The sequence below is a fragment of the Marinomonas sp. SBI8L genome, assembly GCF_001624705.1.
Lineage (GTDB): Bacteria > Pseudomonadota > Gammaproteobacteria > Pseudomonadales > Marinomonadaceae > Marinomonas.
On record NZ_JSEO01000004.1, the window covers coordinates 128,747 to 148,446 of the forward strand.

General features: G+C 40.3%; 16 protein-coding genes and 1 tRNA gene. 6 read left to right on the plus strand and 11 right to left on the minus strand.

The annotated features are described in order from the left end of the window. Positions 1 to 62: 62 nt before the first annotated feature. Positions 63 to 139 (minus strand) — tRNA-Arg (locus OA91_RS06800). 343 nt (positions 140 to 482) lie between these two features. Between OA91_RS06800 and OA91_RS06805 the strand changes: the two genes are divergently transcribed. Together OA91_RS06805 and OA91_RS06810 are read left to right on the plus strand one after the other, a co-directional pair. Further along, positions 483 to 1,319, plus strand: a complete 837-nt coding sequence (locus OA91_RS06805) for a YihY family inner membrane protein (protein ID WP_063337357.1) — start codon at positions 483 to 485, stop codon at positions 1,317 to 1,319. Positions 1,320 to 1,350: 31 nt separating this feature from the next. Beyond that, positions 1,351 to 1,902 (plus strand): hypoxanthine-guanine phosphoribosyltransferase, encoded by a 552-nt coding sequence (locus OA91_RS06810; protein ID WP_046016986.1) that lies wholly within the window; start codon positions 1,351 to 1,353, stop codon positions 1,900 to 1,902. An 88-nt stretch (positions 1,903 to 1,990) separates the two neighbouring features. Here OA91_RS06810 and sthA read toward each other — a convergent pair whose 3' ends face one another. The 9 genes from sthA to OA91_RS06855 all read right to left on the minus strand — a co-directional run bounded on the left by sthA (position 1,991) and on the right by OA91_RS06855 (position 10,637). Continuing rightward, positions 1,991 to 3,382, minus strand: a complete 1,392-nt coding sequence (sthA, locus tag OA91_RS06815; protein ID WP_063337358.1) for a Si-specific NAD(P)(+) transhydrogenase — start codon at positions 3,380 to 3,382, stop codon at positions 1,991 to 1,993. Positions 3,383 to 3,401: 19 nt separating this feature from the next. Then, the gene (gene nqrM / locus OA91_RS06820; RefSeq protein WP_009833704.1) at positions 3,402 to 3,635 is read right to left on the minus strand and encodes a (Na+)-NQR maturation NqrM; all 234 of its coding nucleotides are present in this window, start codon (positions 3,633 to 3,635) and stop codon (positions 3,402 to 3,404) included. 32 nt (positions 3,636 to 3,667) lie between these two features. Beyond that, positions 3,668 to 4,687 carry an FAD:protein FMN transferase gene (locus OA91_RS06825; protein ID WP_063337359.1) on the minus strand — a complete coding sequence of 340 codons (1,020 nt, stop codon included), beginning with the start codon at positions 4,685 to 4,687 and terminating at the stop codon, positions 3,668 to 3,670. Positions 4,688 to 4,761: 74 nt separating this feature from the next. Then, complete coding sequence (gene nqrF, locus OA91_RS06830; protein WP_046016983.1) at positions 4,762 to 5,988, minus strand: NADH:ubiquinone reductase (Na(+)-transporting) subunit F; 1,227 nt, start codon at positions 5,986 to 5,988, stop codon at positions 4,762 to 4,764. A 39-nt stretch (positions 5,989 to 6,027) separates the two neighbouring features. Further along, complete coding sequence (gene nqrE, locus OA91_RS06835) at positions 6,028 to 6,636, minus strand: NADH:ubiquinone reductase (Na(+)-transporting) subunit E (protein WP_009833701.1); 609 nt, start codon at positions 6,634 to 6,636, stop codon at positions 6,028 to 6,030. Beyond that, on the minus strand, positions 6,636 to 7,298 hold the full coding sequence (locus OA91_RS06840) for an NADH:ubiquinone reductase (Na(+)-transporting) subunit D (protein ID WP_009833700.1): 663 nt from the start codon (positions 7,296 to 7,298) through the stop codon (positions 6,636 to 6,638). The genes nqrE and OA91_RS06840 overlap by 1 nt, the downstream gene beginning before the upstream one ends. A 2-nt stretch (positions 7,299 to 7,300) precedes the next feature. Then, positions 7,301 to 8,098 carry a Na(+)-translocating NADH-quinone reductase subunit C gene (locus OA91_RS06845; protein WP_046016982.1) on the minus strand — a complete coding sequence of 266 codons (798 nt, stop codon included), beginning with the start codon at positions 8,096 to 8,098 and terminating at the stop codon, positions 7,301 to 7,303. Continuing rightward, positions 8,091 to 9,296, minus strand: coding sequence for an NADH:ubiquinone reductase (Na(+)-transporting) subunit B (locus OA91_RS06850; RefSeq protein WP_063337360.1), 1,206 nt, complete (start codon positions 9,294 to 9,296; stop codon positions 8,091 to 8,093). Before OA91_RS06850 ends, OA91_RS06845 begins: the two co-directional genes overlap by 8 nt. A gap of 3 nt (positions 9,297 to 9,299) precedes the next feature. Beyond that, positions 9,300 to 10,637 carry a Na(+)-translocating NADH-quinone reductase subunit A gene (locus OA91_RS06855; protein WP_046016980.1) on the minus strand — a complete coding sequence of 446 codons (1,338 nt, stop codon included), beginning with the start codon at positions 10,635 to 10,637 and terminating at the stop codon, positions 9,300 to 9,302. Positions 10,638 to 11,255: 618 nt separating this feature from the next. Here OA91_RS06855 and mfd point away from each other — a divergent pair. From mfd to OA91_RS06875, 4 genes are all read left to right on the plus strand, one after another. Then, on the plus strand, positions 11,256 to 14,669 hold the full coding sequence (gene mfd, locus OA91_RS06860; protein WP_063337361.1) for a transcription-repair coupling factor: 3,414 nt from the start codon (positions 11,256 to 11,258) through the stop codon (positions 14,667 to 14,669). Then, positions 14,669 to 15,568, plus strand: coding sequence for a hypothetical protein (locus tag OA91_RS06865; protein WP_063337362.1), 900 nt, complete (start codon positions 14,669 to 14,671; stop codon positions 15,566 to 15,568). Before mfd ends, OA91_RS06865 begins: the two co-directional genes overlap by 1 nt. 100 nt (positions 15,569 to 15,668) lie before the next feature. Then, the gene (locus OA91_RS06870; protein WP_063337363.1) at positions 15,669 to 16,490 is read left to right on the plus strand and encodes a phosphate/phosphite/phosphonate ABC transporter substrate-binding protein; all 822 of its coding nucleotides are present in this window, start codon (positions 15,669 to 15,671) and stop codon (positions 16,488 to 16,490) included. A 27-nt stretch (positions 16,491 to 16,517) separates the two neighbouring features. Then, positions 16,518 to 18,155 (plus strand): ATP-binding protein, encoded by a 1,638-nt coding sequence (locus OA91_RS06875; RefSeq protein WP_063337364.1) that lies wholly within the window; start codon positions 16,518 to 16,520, stop codon positions 18,153 to 18,155. Positions 18,156 to 18,491: 336 nt separating this feature from the next. Here OA91_RS06875 and sohB read toward each other — a convergent pair whose 3' ends face one another. Further along, positions 18,492 to 19,538, minus strand: coding sequence for a protease SohB (gene sohB, locus OA91_RS06880; RefSeq protein ID WP_063337365.1), 1,047 nt, complete (start codon positions 19,536 to 19,538; stop codon positions 18,492 to 18,494). Positions 19,539 to 19,700: the final 162 nt, after the last annotated feature.

Below are 19,700 nucleotides of genomic sequence, written 5' to 3' on the forward strand. Positions count from 1 at the left end.
ATACAAGCAACTTTTGACAGCAAAGCTTAAAAAATTAAGTTGATTATTAACAATGAGATGAATGGCGCGCCTGAAGGGATTCGAACCCCTGGCCCTCCGCTTAGAAGGCGGATGCTCTATCCAACTGAGCTACAGGCGCATTACTCATTGCTTTTTCGTGGTGGGCTATTATAGGGAAGCTAACGCCTGCGTCAACAGGGTCTCTATAAAAAGCTAGACATTTTAAGCCAAAAACACGGATAAGTCCGCTAGGCATGGTTGTTTTTTGTTCAAAACGTGTTTTTGAGTTAAAAACAACCGTAAAAATACCGCTAAAAAGAATGCGAAGGATAATACAAGAAGCTTATACTTGGCGCAACGTTTGCCACCTTAAATACAAATAAAAAAGCAAATAAAATCATAAATATGCAGTTTATTTTTCTGTTTTATATAAGATCAAAGAAAGACTGTTTAAAAGTTAATCACTAGGACGATTTAAATTTATGCTGCACTTTTTACAGAGCACAGTTTTTCCTCAACTAAAACTAAGCTTGCAACTCTATCGACAAGCCAATGCCTCACTAAGGGTATACCAACTAACGCTAGCAAGTTTATTAGCTGCAGTTCCTATTATCACCATAATCCTAGGTATTCTAGGCTTCACACCAACACTTAAAACGATGCAAGCTAACATCATAATTTTTTTACAGTCTCATTTAGCTCCAGGAAGTAGCGATATTTTACTACCTTATCTAATTAGCTTTTCAGAACAGGCAAAAAACCTTCCTATTCTAGGGTTAATTATTCTTATTCTTACCGCGCTTTTTTTATTGAATAGCTGTGAACAAGCAATTCAATCCATATGGCAAATCAAATCAAACAGAAACCTCAAAGAGAGGCTCTTGACCTATTGGGCCATGCTTACATTAGGTCCAATTCTATTAGGATTAGGACTCAGCATTTATGCCGCCCTACTCACATTAAAGTGGCAAGGTGTTCAGATTGCTGACTTCCTTACCCATTTGGCAAGCTTGAGTTCTTTCATTTTATATTTTTTATTACTCTTCACTTTCAACTACCTAACCCCAAACATTAATACTCAAATTAAACCAACTTTAATCGCTACCTTAATAGGAACAGGCTTTCTCTCCTTAAATAACTATATCTTTAGCTCTTTCGCTCAACTCTTTGCTAACTACCAAATTATTTACGGCGCATTTGCAGCCTTACCAACACTCATTATTTGGTTGCAAGTTAGCTGGACCATAATCCTAGTTTCAGCAAGTTTAAATGCGGCGCTACACCAACAAAGCCTTAGCAAAGACTCTCGCATACTGTAAACTTTGCTTAAACCAACAGAGTCAGTTTTAAATGAAGACAAAAATCGAACAATTAAATAAAGTTTTAGATGAAGCAGATTGCCTTGTTTCAGAAGATCAACTTAATGGCATTTTGGATAAAATGGCTGCAAACATAACCAAGGACCTAAACGACAAACTGCCACTTGTTGTTTGCGTCATGAATGGTGCCTTAGTACCAGGCTCAGCACTTTTACAAAGACTACATTTTCCATTAGAAATAGATTTCATTCATGCCACTCGTTACGGTATGGAGACACAAGGCGATGCCCTCAAATGGCTTTGTTATCCTCAGTCAGAACTAGAAGAAAGGGAAATCTTAGTCATTGATGATATTTTTGATCAAGGCCACACCTTAAAATCAATCATCGATTGGTTTAAAAACCATGGAGCAGCAAAAGTATATAGCGCGACTATCATTAACAAATTACATGATAGAAAAGTTGAAATGAGACCTGACTATGTCGGCATTGATGTAGACGATAGATTCTTATTTGGCTATGGCATGGACTACAAAGGCTTCTTCCGTAACCTTCCAGGTATTTATGCGGTAAAAGGCAGCTAAGAGATATTATATTGCCCGCTAAAGGCAGTAATAAAAAAAGCGCCAATAGGCGCTTTTTTTATTACTTAACTAAATTTAACTAAGCTTCTTAAAAAACTCGGTTAAACCCATTCAGTGCAGCAACACGATATGCCTCTGCCATAGTTGGGTAGTTAAATGTCGTATTCAAGAAGTATTTAAGAGAGTTAGCCTCCCCTTTTTGCTTCATAATAGCTTGGCCGATATGCACGATTTCAGATGCTTGGTCACCAAAGCAGTGAATACCCAATAGTTCAAGCGTTTCACGATGGAATAAAATCTTCAACATACCAACACCTTCGTTGGTAATTTGTGCTCGCGCAGTATGCTTAAAGAAAGCCCTACCTACTTCATAAGGTACTTTTTCAGCCGTCAATTCGGCTTCATTTTTACCAATAGAACTAATCTCAGGAATCGTATAAATCCCCGTCGGAACCTCACTAATAAAGTGACCGCCTTCTAAACCATACATATTAGCAGCAACTGAGCGCCCCTGATCATAAGCAGCACTAGCGAGACTTGGCCAACCAATTACATCACCTGCAGCATAAATATGCTCAACAGAAGTCTGATAACTATCTTTTACTGCTAGCTGTCCACGACTGTTAGCTTCAATACCAACATCTTCAAGACCCATTCCATCGGTATTACCTGAGCGACCATTACAGAACAAGAAGGCATCAGCACGCATTTTCTTACCTGAGTTTAGGTGCATAACCACACCGCGCTCAGTACTTTCAATTCTTTCGTAAGACTCATTATGACGAATCAATACACCATTATCACGCAGGTGATAACTTAGCGCATCTGTAATTTCATCATCAAGGAAGCTAAGAAGTTTAGGACCAGGGTTAATTAACTCTACCCTTACACCCAAACCACAAAAGATAGAAGCATATTCACAACCAATTACCCCAGCACCATAAATAATAATGGTTCGCGGAGTATGATTTAGGCTCAAAATTGTATCTGAGCAATAAATTCTTGGGTGGTCAAAATCAATATCAGCAGGACGATAAGGCCTTGAGCCAGTTGCAATAACTATCTTTTCTGCACCTAGAAGCTCAGGCCCTTGCTCAGTTGCAACCTCAATCGTATTTGGTCCCTTAAACTTACCACGACCAAAGTAAATATCGATTCTATTTCGGGCATAATATTCTGTACGGCTTTTTACTTGCTTACCGATTACATTGTTAGCTCGCTTAAGTACTTTTGGAAATGAGAACCAACGAGGCTCACCAATATCACGGAACATGGGGTTAGTATTAAATACAATAATCTCTTTAACCGCATGCCTAAGTGCTTTTGAAGGAATTGTACCTAAATGAGTACAACTACCTCCCACTTGATCGCTTGCTTCAACAACGGCAACTCGCTTACCTGCCTTTGCTGCGTTCATCGCAGCAGCTTCCCCTGCAGGACCAGTACCTAAAACCACGACATCATAATGCCTAGTTGTCATAGTATCCCCTTATCTTTATTTACTTAGACGCATCGTAAAACTGATCATCAGACTGAACAGTTGCAGCTACACTCTTATTTTCTTCGTCACACTTTCCTTTGTCGCCACCGCAAATATCACAGGCAACTTCCATACCCAATGCGCTCATGCCTCCGCATGAACCTGAAATAGGCTTACGCCCCATCAGTACACCAACTGCCATTGCAGTAACAAGTAGCAACATAACGACAAATGCCAACACGATAGTAAGCATAGAATCACCTCACATTTCTTAAATTAATAAACTTATTGGACGCCTAAATAAGGTTCAAACGCCTTTGAATACTGCTCTATAAAACCTAAATCTTCTTTTACCAACATATAAACAGCAAGTCCGTTATCTTCTGCAAACGCCAAGCCTTTCTCAGGCCCTAATACAGTTATCGCTGTTGCAAAACCATCTGCTAATGTGGCATTTTTTTCTATTACTGTAACAGATACCAACCTATGAGTTATTGGTTTACCTGTTTTAGGGTTAATAGTATGCGAATAACGCACACCATTTCTTTCAAAATAATTACGATAATCACCAGAAGTTGCTATTGCAACATCAGCCAGCTCAACGACTTTTTGCGCAACACTATGGCCACCATTAGGACTCTCTACTGCCACACGCCAAGGTTCGCCATCAGGCTTAGCCCCCTTAGCAACAATTTCACCGCCAACTTCAACTAAGTAGGATTCAATTCCAAGCTGTTCAAGTTTTTGTGCAACTGCATCAACACCATACCCTTTAGCAATTGATGATAAATCAATATAAATATCTTTTTCTTTTACTAATGTCTGATCAGACAAGTTAATTGCTGCAAAGTCCACTTGCTGTTTAGCTAGAACAATATCTCTTGCGCTAGGAACTGTATCTGTTTTCTTACCTGGGCCAAACCCCCACAAATTAACTAAAGGCCCTACAGTGACATCATATTCACCCTTAGACATTTTACTAATCATAAGCGCCTGATCGATAACATAAGCCAAATCAGTTGAAACTTTCACTTCTGTATTTACAGCTGTTTGATTTAATCGTGAAAGCTCTGATTGTGAGTCATAAGTAGACATGAGTTCATTAATACGAACTAAAACTGCATCTACATCATCTTTGTATTGCCATGCGGAGTCCAAATTCTCATTGGTATAGAATTTTACCGTATAAGTGGTTCCCATAGTAGGACCAGAAAAACTGACCAATTCAGGCGTAAAGGAAAACAGTCTGATCAAGAAAGCTAAAACTAAGACAGCACCAGCAATTAAGATAATTTTTTTAGGCATAAATTTTATTTTGATATTCGAGTACAACAAAAATAAAGACCCACCAATAGGTGGGTCTTTATCAACTAGGTAGATTAACCACCAAAGTCATCTAGCAAGATATTTTCATTCTCGACACCTAAGTCAAGCAACATCTGCACTACCGCCGAGTTCATCATTGGCGGCCCACACATGTAAAACTCACAATCTTCAGGTGCTGGGTGATCTTTCAAGTAGTTTTCATAAAGTACATTATGAATAAAGCCTTGATAACCTTCCCAGTTATCTTCTGGTTGAGGATCAGAAAGGGCAAGATGCCACTTAAAGTTCTCATTTTCGTCTTGAAGCATATCGTACTCGTCACCATAGAATGCTTCACGCAAACTACGAGCACCGTACCAGAATGACATTTTACGTGTTGATTTTAGGCGTTTAAGCTGGTCGAAGATATGAGAGCGCATTGGCGCCATACCCGCACCACCACCGATAAATACCATTTCAGCATCAGTATCTTTAGCGAAGAACTCACCAAAAGGACCGTATACTTTAATTGTATCACCTGGCTTAAGGCTAAATACGTAAGAAGACATTTGCCCTGGTGGCAATTCATCTTTACCAGGAGGCGGTGAAGCAATACGAATATTAAACTTAACCAAACCTTTCTCTTCTGGGTAGTTAGCCATAGAGTAAGCACGGATTACTGGCTCAGTTACTGTAGAAGTAAACTTCCACAAGTTAAACTTATCCCAATCACCACGATATTCTTCTTCAATATCAAAGTCTTTATAGTGCACAGTATGAGCAGGTGCTTCTAATTGCACATAACCACCGGCACGGAAGTCAACGTTCTCACCTTCAGGAAGCTTCAACGTCAACTCTTTGATGAAGGTTGCTAGGTTAGGGTTAGACTCAACAGTACAATCCCAAGCCTTAACACCAAAGACTTCTTCAGGTACTTCTACTTCCATGTCCTGCTTAACAGCAACCTGACAAGATAAGCGAAGACCCTCTTTTTCTTCACGACGAGTAAAGTGAGATGCTTCAGTCGCTAGCATTGAGCCGCCACCATCAAGAACCTTACATTTACACTGGGCACAAGTACCACCGCCACCACAAGCTGATGACAAGAATACGCCACTCTCAGCTAGTGTTTGCAGCAACTTACCACCTGCCGCTACTTTAATTTCTTTTTCGCCATTTAGTCGTATCGTGATGTCACCAGAACTCACTAATCGTGCGCGAGCTACCAAAATGATAGCTACTAACGCTAAAACGATTGCTGTGAACATCACCACACCTAGAATGATTTCTAAGTTCAGCATCTATTTAAACCTTATTCTTGGTTATTCTTGGCCAGCCGATTAAAGCTGAACACCCGAGAATGACATGAAGCCCAAACTCATTAGCCCTACAGTGATAAAAGTAATACCTAAACCACGAAGACCAACAGGTACGTCAGAGTATTTAAGCTTCTCACGAATCCCAGCTAACGCTGCAATTGCAAGAGCCCAACCAACACCAGCACCTACGCCATAGACAACACTTTCACCAAAGTTGTAGTCACGCTCTACCATGAACAATGATGCACCCATGATGGCACAGTTCACTGTAATCAAAGGTAGGAATACACCCAAGGCGTTATATAACGCAGGCATGTATTTATCGAGCAACATCTCGAGAATCTGTACCGCTGCAGCGATAACCCCGATATAACTCAATAGACCAAGGAAACTTAGATCAACACCAGGAAGACCAGCCCACTCAAGTGCCCCATCTGCTAACAAGTTAGTATAGATAAGGTTGTTAAGAGGAACAGTGATTGCCAATACAACAACTACTGCGATACCAAGGCCGATGGCAGTTTCAACTTTTTTGGACAGCGCCAAGAAAGTACACATACCCAAGAAGAAGGCTAGTGCCATATTCTCAACAAAAACAGCCTTAATAAATAAGCTAATATAATGTTCCATTATAGAGCCTCCTGCGCTTTAGAATTGGCAACAATTTTGAAATCAGCCTCTTCAACTTGATCAGATTTCCAAGCGCGTAGCGCCCAAATAACCAAACCAATCACAAAGAAAGCACTAGGTGGTAGTAACATCAAGCCGTTTGGCTGATACCAACCGCCATTCTGTACTGTGGTAAAGATTTCTACACCAAATAGCTTACCTGCACCAAGTAGCTCACGGAAGAAAGCAACAATGATAAGCATGATACTGTAGCCAAGACCATTACCGATACCATCGATAAAGCTCATAACTGGGCCATTTTTCATAGCGTAAGCTTCAGCACGACCCATTACGATACAGTTTGTGATAATCAAACCAACAAATACAGAAAGTTGCTTAGAAATTTCATAAGCAAAAGCTTTCAATACCTGATCAACCACAATAACCAAAGATGCAATAATAATCATTTGTACAATGATACGAATGCTACTTGGAATATTGCTTCGAATAATCGAGATAAACAGGTTGGAAAACGCTGTTACCATAGTTAAAGCAATCGCCATTACAAAGCTGACACTTAAACTACTTGTTACAGCCAAAGCAGAACAAATACCCAGAATCTGAAGTGCGATTGGGTTGTTGTTAAAAATTGGCGTAAATAAGACCTTTTTAACTTCAGACATAATTAAGCTCCTTCACCACGCAAGTTTGCTAAGAAAGGACCAAAGCCTTCGTTACCTAACCAGTAGTGAACTAGATTAGTTACACCACGACTTGTTAAGGTCGCACCAGATAAACCATCAACTTTGTACTTTGCATTAGGATCTGCTTTATCAACTGAACCTTTTGCCAAGCTCAACACAGCTTCACCTTGGTCATTGTAAACAGTTTTACCTTTCCAAAGCGCCTTCCAGTTAGGGTTATCAACTTCACCACCTAGCCCAGGAGTTTCAGCTTGGTCATAAAAACCAAAACCAACAACTGTTGAGAAGTCGTTCTCAAGCGCCATGAAACCATACATAGTTGACCATAGGCCGTAACCATGAACAGGCAAGATAACCTTATCAATAGCATCGCCTTGCTTAACTAAGTATACAGTTGCAAATTTTGCACGACGCTTGATGCTCGCAATATCCTGTTCTCCATTCAAAGAAACAGATAATGCAGGATCTTTCGCCGCCGCTTTCTGATCGTAACTTGCAACATCGATTCCAGCCGTTGCTAATTCACTTTCAGATGCGAATGCACCAGTATCAAAGTTAATAATACGAGTTTCGATTTGCTCAAAAGACGCATCAATAGACATAGCTGGATCAAGTAGCTCTGCCGCTGCAAGAATATTTTTCTTACGGTCCTGGTCTTTGTTATTTTGCTGAGTTGACTTCAGGCCAACTGCCGCAGCTGCAACAAATACTGAGCACACTAGGCACAAAGATAGCGCAACCAGAACTGTTTTTTTAGTACTGTCGTTACCACTAGACATTGCGTGCTTTCCTCCTGCTGATGTTAGCTTGGACGATGAAATGGTCGATAAATGGTGCAAACAAGTTTGCAAACAAGATCGCCAACATCATACCTTCTGGGTAGGCAGGGTTTACTACACGAATCAGTACAACCATTAGACCGATAAGCGCACCGTAGAACCATTTGCCTTTTTGAGTCATAGACGCAGACACAGGATCTGTTGCCATAAACATCATACCAAAAGCAAAACCACCTATTACTAAGTGCCAATACCAAGGAGTAGCAAACATTGGGTTTGAATCAGAACCGATTAGATTTAGCAAACTTGATGTTGCTATCATACCGACTAAGACACCCGCGACAATTTGCCAAGATGCTATGCGCATAATCAAGAGTGCACTACCACCAATCAAAATAGCAAGTGTCGATGTTTCACCCATAGAGCCTTGTACAAAGCCAAAGAAGGCATCAGACCATGCAATACCGTGTGCAGCTAGATTCTGGAAACCATCAGCAGCAACAACACTCAATGCAGTCGCACCAGAGAAACCGTCAACAGCAGTCCAAACAGCATCACCAGACATAGAAGCAGGATATGCGAAGAACAAGAATGCACGACCAGCAAGCGCAGGGTTCAGGAAGTTTTTACCTGTACCACCGAATACTTCTTTCGCTAACACAACACCAAACGTAATACCTAACGCCACTTGCCATAGCGGCACAGTTGCAGGTAGTGATAACGCAAAAAGAATAGATGTTACGAAGAAACCTTCGTTCACTTCGTGCTTACGAACAGCTGCAAACAAAACTTCCCAGAATCCACCAACCGCAAAGGCAACGAGGTAAATTGGTAAGAAGTGCATCGCACCATATATCATATTGTCCCAAAGGCTGCTGGCATCATAACCAGTCAAAGCGCCAATGATAGCATGCTGCCAACCATCACCACCTGTTACGCCCATAGCGTCCATTGCAGTGTTTGCCTGGAAGCCAATGTTGTACATACCAAAGAACATAGCAGGGAAGGTACACATCCACACCAAGATCATAATACGCTTCATATCAACCGCATCACGAACGTGTGAACCACCTTTCGTTACTGAGCCTGGACGATAGAAGATAGTATCCACTGCTTCATACAGGGCATACCATTTTTCGTATTTTCCACCTGAATGAAATTCAGGTTCCATTTTATCAAGTACTTTTCTAAGCCCCATGAATTAACCCTCTTTTTCGATCAAAGTCAGGCAATCCCTAAGGATCGGGCCATATTCAAATTTACCAGAACAACTATAAGTACAAAGCGACAAATCTTCTTCGTCTAGCTCTAAAGCACCTAGTAGTTGAGCCTGCTCCGTATCTTTTACCACTATGGATCTTAGCAACTGTGTTGGCAAAATATCCATTGGCATCAAACGCTCAAAGTGGCCAAGTGGCAACATTGTACGATCACTACCGTTAGTAGTACTGCTCATTGCAAAGCTCTCTTTGCCAGTCAATTTCGACCAGAAAACATTCAATACTGAGTGTTTTTCAACGCCGGCACGTAAGTAGTGCATCATTTGACGTTCACGGCCTTCAGAAATGACAACAACCTGATTGTGGTAGCGACCTAAGAAAGCATAAGGACCAAACGCTTTACGACCAGATAATACAGAGCCGGAAATGATACGATTATCACCTTCAAGCAATTCACCAGAAGTTAAAGCATCAAGATTTGCACCTAATTGAGTGCGAAGCAAACGAGGCTTAGAAACTTGAGGACCTGCTAAAGAAATAACACGTTCAGCATCAAGTTCGCCTGTTACAAATAACTTACCGATTGCAACAACATCCTGATAGTTAACTGACCATACTGTTTTCTTATCACTTACTGGATCAAGAAAATGGATATGAGTACCAGCAAGACCCGCTGGGTGAACACCAGCAAACTCTTGAACACTAACATCAGTAGTAGAAGGGATTTTAGTATCAGGTGCTTTACATACAAACACCTTACCTTGAGTAAGACGAGATAATACTGTCAATCCATCAGCAAAAGCTTCTGCTTTTTCAGCCAATACAACTTCTGCAGATGCTGACAATGGGTTGGTATCCATTGCAGTTACAAAAATTGAGCTTGGAGCTGCATTAACTTCAGGTACTTTAGAGAATGGACGCGTTCTAAATGCTGTCCAAAGACCTGAGTTAACAAGGTTATCAACGACTACTTGACGATCAAGAGATTTAAGTTCTGAACCAGAAAAAGAGGCAAACACTTCTTTCTCATCGCCTTCAACATTAATCACTACGGATTGAAGCACACGCTTATCACCACGATTAATCGCCGCAACGGTACCTGCTGCAGGTGAAGTATACTTTACACCTTCAGTCTTTTTATCTGTAAAGAGCAATTGCCCTTTTTTTACCTTATCTCCGACCGCAACTGCCATAGTAGGTTTCATACCATGGAAGTCAGGACCGATCACAGCAACGGAACTCGCTGCTGCAGCATTCTCAATCACTTGATTGGGAGCGCCACTAATCGGGAGATCTAGGCCCTTAGTAATTTTAAACATATGTTCTGCCCAACAAAAATTGAACACAAAAGCGCATTACGTGATATCTGTGACCCCCTCCGGGAAAACATTCACAATCCATCGACTGTTACTAAACCAGCCTTTTAACGTAAACTCACTTCACCAAAAAACCGACGCATTATAAAGATCATTATGCTAATTGACTACTGCTAGCTAGCGAGATCGGCCAATTGTTTAACGATTAAAGACATTCTTATAGTGAAAAACGACTCAAAATAGGCGCTTTCATCCTATCTCTAACTAAAATGACTATTTTCGTAACTCAGCATATATTTTTTTGTCATAAGTCATATTCACCTGAAAAAATTACAATTTTCATAGATAACCTTAGCTAGATGGCGTTATCAAACTCTAGAATATATTTTCGTAAACTAAAGATTTTTGTCTTAATTTTTCATTCAAACCACCCACTCTTTATGTGTTTTATTTAAATTGAGCCATTTATCCCCTTCCACCAGTCAAAAATAACTTTCTGGAGCGAGTTATTCAGCACCAATCTCATTGCTCCCTTTTAATTAACTACGTACACTTGAACACCCTAGATCACTTCCAATTGACTCAAGCATTTCATAAGTAACAAGGAAATTTGTTTTAAAGATGTCGCTACTACCTTCGCTCGAGCTTACGTTACGTCCAGGCTATGAAAATTCACTTCATGCCGAGAATGGATCCACATTGGCGTTACAACTTTTAGAAATTTGTCAACAAATGTCCGGGCCTCTGGTCTTACTGCTTGATTCCGTTGCCAAGGTAAACCAGTTAGAAAGTGAACTAGCTTTCTTAAATAGTAAAAGAGTACCTGTATTAAGGTTTGCTGATTGGGAAACTCTGCCCTACGACGCATTCTCACCTCATCAAGATATTATTTCCTCACGACTTGAAACGCTTTCCCAGCTTGCAGACTTACGCCAAGCGATCGTATTGACAACACTTGCCTCTGCCAATTCGCGCTTATGTCCTAAATCTCATATAGATGCGCAACGTTTTGTCGTGAGTGAAGGACAAAACTTATCGTTAGAAAAGCTTGCCTCACAATTAACAAGCGGCGGCTATTTAAATGTAGAGAGTGTGAGGGAGCATGGTGAATTTGCCATACGAGGTGCACTTATGGATGTTTTCCCTATGGGGGCAAACAATCCTATTCGTATTGACTGGTTTGACGACGAAATAGATTCCTTACGCTGGTTTGATGCAGAAACCCAAAGAAGTACAGAAAAACTATCCGCTCTTAAAATGCTACCTGCTCGTGAAATCCCAGCAAGCCAAGAAGGCTGCCAGACTTTTAGACAAAAGTGGCGTGAGCGCTTTAGCTCTAGTCCTTTGCAGCCCCCGATATACCAAGACATATCCAATGGCATTATCCCAGCAGGCATTGAGTACTACCTACCTCTTTTCTTTAGCCAAACTAATAGTTTCTTCGACTATCTGCCAGCTAATAGCGCCATCATTCTTGATGACAAAATCTCAATTCAACTAGACTTTTTAGAAAGTGAGTTCAAGGCAAGGCATGAATCTTTAGGTTATAACATTGAGCGTCCAATCCTTGAGCCCCATGAGATCAATCTAAGAAAAGAAGAGTTTTTTCACCACCTAAAGCAGTTTGCTCAAATTAAAGTGAGCCAAGGTAAGCAGGAAGAGTTTGATTTATTACCAGATTTAATTCTTGAATCTAAAGCTAAGAACCCTATTCAGAAACTGGCTAACTTTCTTAGCACTCAAGGGCAGCGTACACTTATTGTGGCTGAAACAGCAGGCAGGAGGGAAGCGCTACTCGAATTGCTTAATGAATATAAAATAAAACCTGCTCCTTGTGATAACTGGCAATCATTTTTAGCCGCGAAAGACAGCCTACAAATTACGATAGGTACATTAGAAACAGGCTTTATTATTAATCAAAGTATTGCTGTTATTGCGGAACAACAAATTCTAGGCGAAAGAGTCTCTCAACATAGACGACAAAACAGCAGCGACGTAAACCAAGATGCCATTATTAGAAACCTAACCGAGCTGAGACTAAATGCTCCGGTTGTTCATATTGACCATGGTGTTGGCCGCTACCTTGGATTAACTAATCTAGAAATAGATGGACAAGAAACTGAACTATTAACTCTAGGTTACGCCAATGAGGCAAAACTCTACGTACCCGTTTCTTCTTTGCAATTAATATCACGCTACACAGGCGCTGATGAAGACCACGCACCACTACACAAGCTAGGCACAGAAAAATGGAGCATAGCAAAACAAAAGGCGGCAGAAAAAGCCCGTGACACAGCGGCTGAACTACTTGAAATTTATGCTAAACGAGAGTCTCGCGAAGGGCACGCATTCAACAAACCAGATCAAGATTACGCCCTCTTCTCTCAAGGCTTTCCATTTGAAGAAACCCCAGACCAGCAACTAGCGATTAGTGCAGTTGTACAAGACATGGTCAGTAAAAAACCTATGGACAGACTTGTATGTGGCGATGTTGGTTTTGGTAAAACCGAAGTCGCTATGCGAGCCGCTTTCATGGCTGTACAGGGCGGAAAACAAGTTGCAGTACTTGTTCCCACTACGCTACTAGCTCAACAGCACTATGAAAATTTTTGCGATAGGTTCGCAGATTGGCCAATTGAAGTCGAACTCCTCTCCCGCTTTAGAAGTGGCAAACAATCAAGCGCAGCCATTGATAGATTAGAGCAAGGAAAAGCAGATATTGTGGTCGGCACCCACAAACTCATTCAAGGCGACATAAAGTATGCCAATCTAGGTTTGGTTATCATAGATGAGGAGCATAGATTTGGCGTTAAACAGAAAGATCAATTTAAAGCATTACGCTCTGAAGTTGATATTCTAACCTTAACAGCAACACCGATTCCAAGAACATTAAACATGTCTCTTTCTGGCATTCGAGATCTATCCATAATTGCCACACCTCCTGCTAAGCGTCTATCTGTAAACACTTTCGTTAAGCAAAAAGACAATCACACGGTGAAAGAGGCTATTTTACGTGAACTTCATCGTGGTGGTCAGGTCTATTTCCTACATAATGACGTGCAAACAATTGCCAAAGCTGCTGAGGAGCTAGCCGAACTCATCCCTGAAGGGCGCATTCTAATTGGCCATGGGCAAATGCGTGAAAGAGAACTTGAGCAAGTCATGTCTGACTTTTATCACAAAAGGGCAAACATACTTGTCTGCTCAACCATAATAGAAACAGGCATAGATATCCCTAACGCGAACACCATCATTATTAATAGAGCTGACAAGTTCGGCTTAGCACAATTACACCAATTAAGAGGACGCGTTGGCCGTTCTCATCATCAGGCTTATGCATATTTGCTAACCCCTGAAGATAGAAACATTACCAAAGATGCTGAGAAGCGATTAGAAGCCATACAACTAGCAGACACTCTTGGGGCAGGATTTACACTTGCCACCCATGATTTAGAAATACGCGGAACAGGCGAACTACTTGGCGAAGGGCAAAGTGGACATATTGAACACGTTGGTTTTTCACTCTTCATGGAAATGCTTGATCGCGCTGTAAAATCACTTCAGCAAGGTGAAGCACCAGATGTCGACATCAGCACACCATCACAAACCGACATTAACTTGAGAGTGCCAGCCCTCATCCCTGATGACTATTTGGGAGATGTTCATAGCCGCCTCATTTTATACAAACGCATTGCAAGCGCATCAAGCGAAAAAGAGCTGAAAGACCTTCAAGTTGAGATGATAGATCGTTTTGGTTTACTTCCAAACCCGACCAAAAATTTATTTCAGCAAACTCAAATCAAGCTAAAAGCTGAGAAGCTAGGTATCACCAAAATTGAAGCAGGGCCACAAGAAGCCAAAATATCCTTCAAAGAAAAGACACCGATTGACCCAATGAAGTTAATCACCTTAATTCAAACCAAACCAGACACATATAAATTAGCTGGACCAACTGCACTCAAGGTCCAAGCAAAAATGCTCACTGCCGAGCAAAGGTTTGAAAACATCCACAAACTATTGGAATTATTGCATTAATGTTTATTAAGTCCTTATCTCTCTCAATACTAGGCTTATGCTTGGCTCAAATCGCCCTTGCTGCCGACGATGCAAGCGTTGACGAGCCAGAGAAATCAAACGCTAGAGCCTATAGAGCCCATCTATTAAGCTTTATTTGGTCTGACAAGATGAGCAGCGAGCAGGTTAATTATCAAAACATTTATCAGTTAGATAATATTCAGCGTTTCACCAATGAAGAAGACGCTATCCAAAGCGCAAGCATCATTGATTCAGTAGAACAGGAATTAGATGAAACTAGTGAACCAAATCCATTTTTACAATATCAAGCTAAGATGGGTAAAAGGGTCACCATTTTATCCAATCAAACTTGGCCCATGATTTTTGAAGAACAAGGCAGCGTAGTCTTCGAAGATTTTCATAGCAAGCAGCTTTTTGATGGATACCCTGAACTTGTGGGGAAAGTGCAAGTTAAGCTAGGTCGCTATTTAGAAACAAACGTTCAATATCAACACTTTCTATTTGATAGCTTTACAGCGCCTGTGGCACAAACAAATCAGACCCAAAGCATAATTTTTGATGAACTTGACCCACTTGAGCAAGTTGAGCCTTTTAATCCAATACAGCCAGAAGAAAAGATTATTAAGCTATACGAGCCAGCACTAGTGCTCTCATTCAACCTTGAAAGAAAAACTGCCAGTAAGAAATTGAATTACCTTGACCACCCAATCATTGGCAGCTTACTGTATTTCGAACCTATTTCAGTTGATGATGCAGAACATGAACTCATGCTCCAAGCATTAACAGAAGAGGAAATGGTGAGAGATGCAGAAGCAAGCATCAACCTTGAACCGCTAGAAAGTTTAGACAATCTACTAAACCAGTCAGAGCTCAATAATCCCCTAGAAAAAAACCAATAGATATTTCATTGGCTAGGACTTAAAACTCATCTAAACTCAAAATGAGTATTAACTATATTTAAAACAAACAAATAGACACTCATAAAGACAGGACGAAATTATGGCGAATATTGTTAAGTTGTTAGCAACACTTTGTGTTTTAGGTGTGTTTAGTTCAGTTCAAGCCCAAACATTAACCTTGGGCATAGTGCCTCAGCAGTCGGCAAAAAAACTGGCTAGGCTCTGGACCCCCATATGTACGTATTTGAGTGAAAAAGTTGGCCACGAAATACGCTTCAGCACAGCAAATGACATACCTACTTTTGAAAAACGCGTTCTTGAAGGCCAATACGATATTGCCTATATGAACCCATACCACTATACGGTATTTCATGAACGACCTGGGTATAACGCCATAGCCAAACAAAAAGATAAAAAAATCAAAGGCATTCTTGTTGTCCCTAAAGATAGCAATTTAACCAAGCTTGAAGAGCTTGATGGCCGCACACTGGCTTTTCCAGCGCCAGCGGCCTTTGCTGCTAGCGTTTTACCGAGAGCCAAAATGGCCCAAGATGGTATCAAGATTACCCCCAAATATGTCTCCTCTCACGACTCAGTTTACCTAACCGTTTCAAGAAGCATTTTTCCTGCAGGCGGTGGTGTTCAAAGAACTTTGAACAACACAGCCTCAGATGTTAGCGATAAACTAAAAGTGCTATGGACAACACCGGGTTACACACCTCATGCTATTGCAACTCACCCAGAATTAAGTGATAACATCAAAAACAAGCTCCAAAAAGCTCTAATTGAAATGAATACAGACCCTGAAGGCCAAGCATTACTGAAAAGCATTAATTTCAAAGGAATGGAGCTTGCCAAAGACAAAGATTGGGACGATGTTAGGGATTTAAATATCACCCTTTTAGAACACTTACTAAAATAAGAAGCTGGCCTTAAGTAGGAGACAAGCGTGTCATTAAGAGTTAAAACTATTTTTGGCGTTGCTCTAATTGAGGCCTTATTACTCATTTTACTCGTCAGCATGACGCTTAATTACCTGAAAACAACCAACTATTCCAGCTTAGCAAAACGTGCCACAACCACTGCAGAACTCTTTTCAACTACAACCAAAGATGCCATCTTATCTTATGATCTCGCATCACTTGAATCCTTTGTAAGTGAAGTTTTAAAAAATCCAGATCTAAGCTATGCCAGAGTGTTAGGGCCAAACGGCGAAATTTTTGCAAGTGGTGGAGACCCTAAAGGGCTTAATAAAACCTTTAAGGACGACAAGAATGTTGAAATGATAGATGACGGTATTTTCGACACACACTCTGTCATAGAAGAAGGTGGCGTTGTTTATGGCCAAGTAGAAATTGGTATAGATATTACTGGCATCCTAAATACAATTGAAGAAGCCGAACAGCGAAGTATTTTTATCGCTGGCATAGAAATGTTACTCGTAGCTCTCTTCTCATTTGCACTTGGCACTTATCTCACTAAGCAATTAAAAGTGCTTATGAAAGCCACAAAAAGCATTGCCGACGGCACGCTAGATATTAATATTCCAGTTTCAGGCAAAGATGAACTAGCAGCAGTTTCCAGCGCCTTCAACTTAATGGCTAAAAACCTACACGAAGCAAGTGAAAAGCGAGATCTAATCGAAGCTGAATTAAAAGACTTCAACCAGAAATTAGAAGAAATTGTACAAAAGCGAACCAAGATTATTATCGATAAAAACCAACAACTTGAAACGGCTAATAAAAACATAAAAGATACTCAAACCAAGTTAATGCAATCCGAGAAAATGGCATCTGTAGGTTTACTCGCAGCTGGTGTGGCACATGAAATAAACAACCCAATGAGCTTTATCATTAGTAATGTCGATATTCTGGAAGAGTACTCTGAGCAGTTTCTATCACTCATAATGCTATACAAACAAATTTCACTTGATTCAACTAATAAGGAAGCACTGTTAAAACAAATTGAGGCGTTTGAAAATGAGATTGATCTAGACTTCATTGAGCAGGATTTACCCAGCCTTATTAAAGACACAAAAGAAGGCACAAGCAGAGTAAAAGAAATTGTTCAGGGTTTAAAAGATTTCTCCCATGCAGATCAAGAGAGCAGTCATAGCTATTCTGACCTTAATGATTGCATCAATAGCACATTAAAAGTGGCTAACAACGAGCTAAAATACCATTGTGATATACAAACAAACCTAGAAGAACTACCTAAAACTTACTGCGCTCCAGGCCAGATTAAACAAGTAATTTTGAATCTACTGATAAATGCAGGCCATGCCATTAAAGAAAAAGGCACAATTGAAATTAATAGCCAATTTTCAAATGGCCAAATCACAGTCAGTATAAAAGATGATGGCTGCGGCATTCCAGAAGACAAAATAGATAAGCTATTTGACCCATTTTATACAACTAAACCTCTTGGTAAAGGGACTGGCCTAGGCTTAGCCATCTCTTATGGGATAATCCAAGATCATAAAGGAAAAATTGACATAGAAAGCAAACAAGGAGTCGGCAGCACATTTACTATCTCTCTCCCTGTTATCAAAGAAAAAAGTCAGGTGTCAGCTAACTCAGAAGCTTAGCAGACACTGATTAATTCAAACAGCAAACTCAAGGAAAGCTGCGATTAAGTCACCTTTTCTCAGTCTACTCTTTTAAGGCACATAGGGAAAAGTATCACACAAGGCGTTATATTGAATTAATGGAGACACCTTTCGAGAAGTAACAAGACAGGGTGTTACTTTTTCTGAAATGCCATTTAGGAATTCTTTAAAGATCCGAAGGACGTGATCTAAAAGCCCTATCTTTATGTTGAGGGCCTAATCAATAGAATAACTATTAAGTTTAGCCCTCACCATAAATTTTAAGACTTTAATCCACCCGCTGAGGCGGGAGGACTTATGCGTAAGCCCTCTAGTTTAATAACCTTTGTATTGACTAATTTTGCTAAACCACTTAACTGCCTTGGCCTCAAAAGCACCTAGAACAGATAAGCCTAGTTTTTCAGCCAGCTTTTTAGGCTCTTGATATTTAATAGACACCACATCACTAGACTCAAGCTGAGAAACCAAATAAGCATCACTAGTACTAACTTGATCGATTAGATTATTTTGCAGAGCTTGCGAACCATACCAAACATCACCTGTAGCAATTGCTTCAATATCAATCACAGGTCGTGCACTGGAAACAAACTCTTTAAATAGAACATGCGTATCTTCAAGGTCTTGCTTGAACTTAGCACGGCCTTCGTCTGTGTTTTCACCCAACATAGTTAAAGTACGCTTGTATTTACCCGCAGTATGAAGCTCAACATCAACGAGGCTTTTATCAAGTAAACGGTGGATATTAGGCACTTGAGCCACAACGCCAATTGAGCCCAAAATAGCAAAAGGAGCAGCGACAATTTTGTCAGCTACACAAGCCATCATGTAACCACCACTCGCAGCGACCTTATCAACACAAATAGTCAAAGAAAGATTAGCATCTTTAATACGTTGTAATTGAGAAGCAGCTAAACCATAACCATGAACAACACCACCACCGCTTTCTAAACGAACCACCACCTCATCTTTAGGTGTCGCAATTGATAAGATTGCCGTAATTTCACGTCGTAAAGCTTGCGTCGCACTTGCCTGAATATCACCATCAAAATCAATTACGAATAACCGCTTTTTAGCATCCTCTGCTTTTACATCCTGCTTTTTAGATTTCTTATCCGCTTTGGCAGCTAACTTATCCTGCTTCTTCTTTTCTTTTTGCTGCTGTTTAAGCAACTTTTTATCAAGCAACTCATTTTCTAACTGAGACTTGGCTGCATCATAGCTGTCATTCAATTTCGTTACTTTCAGACCACCTGGCTTTTCTTTACTTTTACTTGCAAAGATACCAGCGAAAGTAAGCACTATGATCAATGCAACAGTCACCAGTTTTAGCAGGAAGCCTGCATATTCAATTAAAAATTCCAATTTTCTCGCCTTTTTTGCCAATTTTCAAACAGATTTTAAGTAAAACTCTCTACCTAGGTATATAAGGTAAAATTTGTTAAAAACAATGTCTTATATTAAAAACTCCAGACTTCCTCTCACTAACAATATCTCTTATCATTCACGTAATTAATATTTATCATT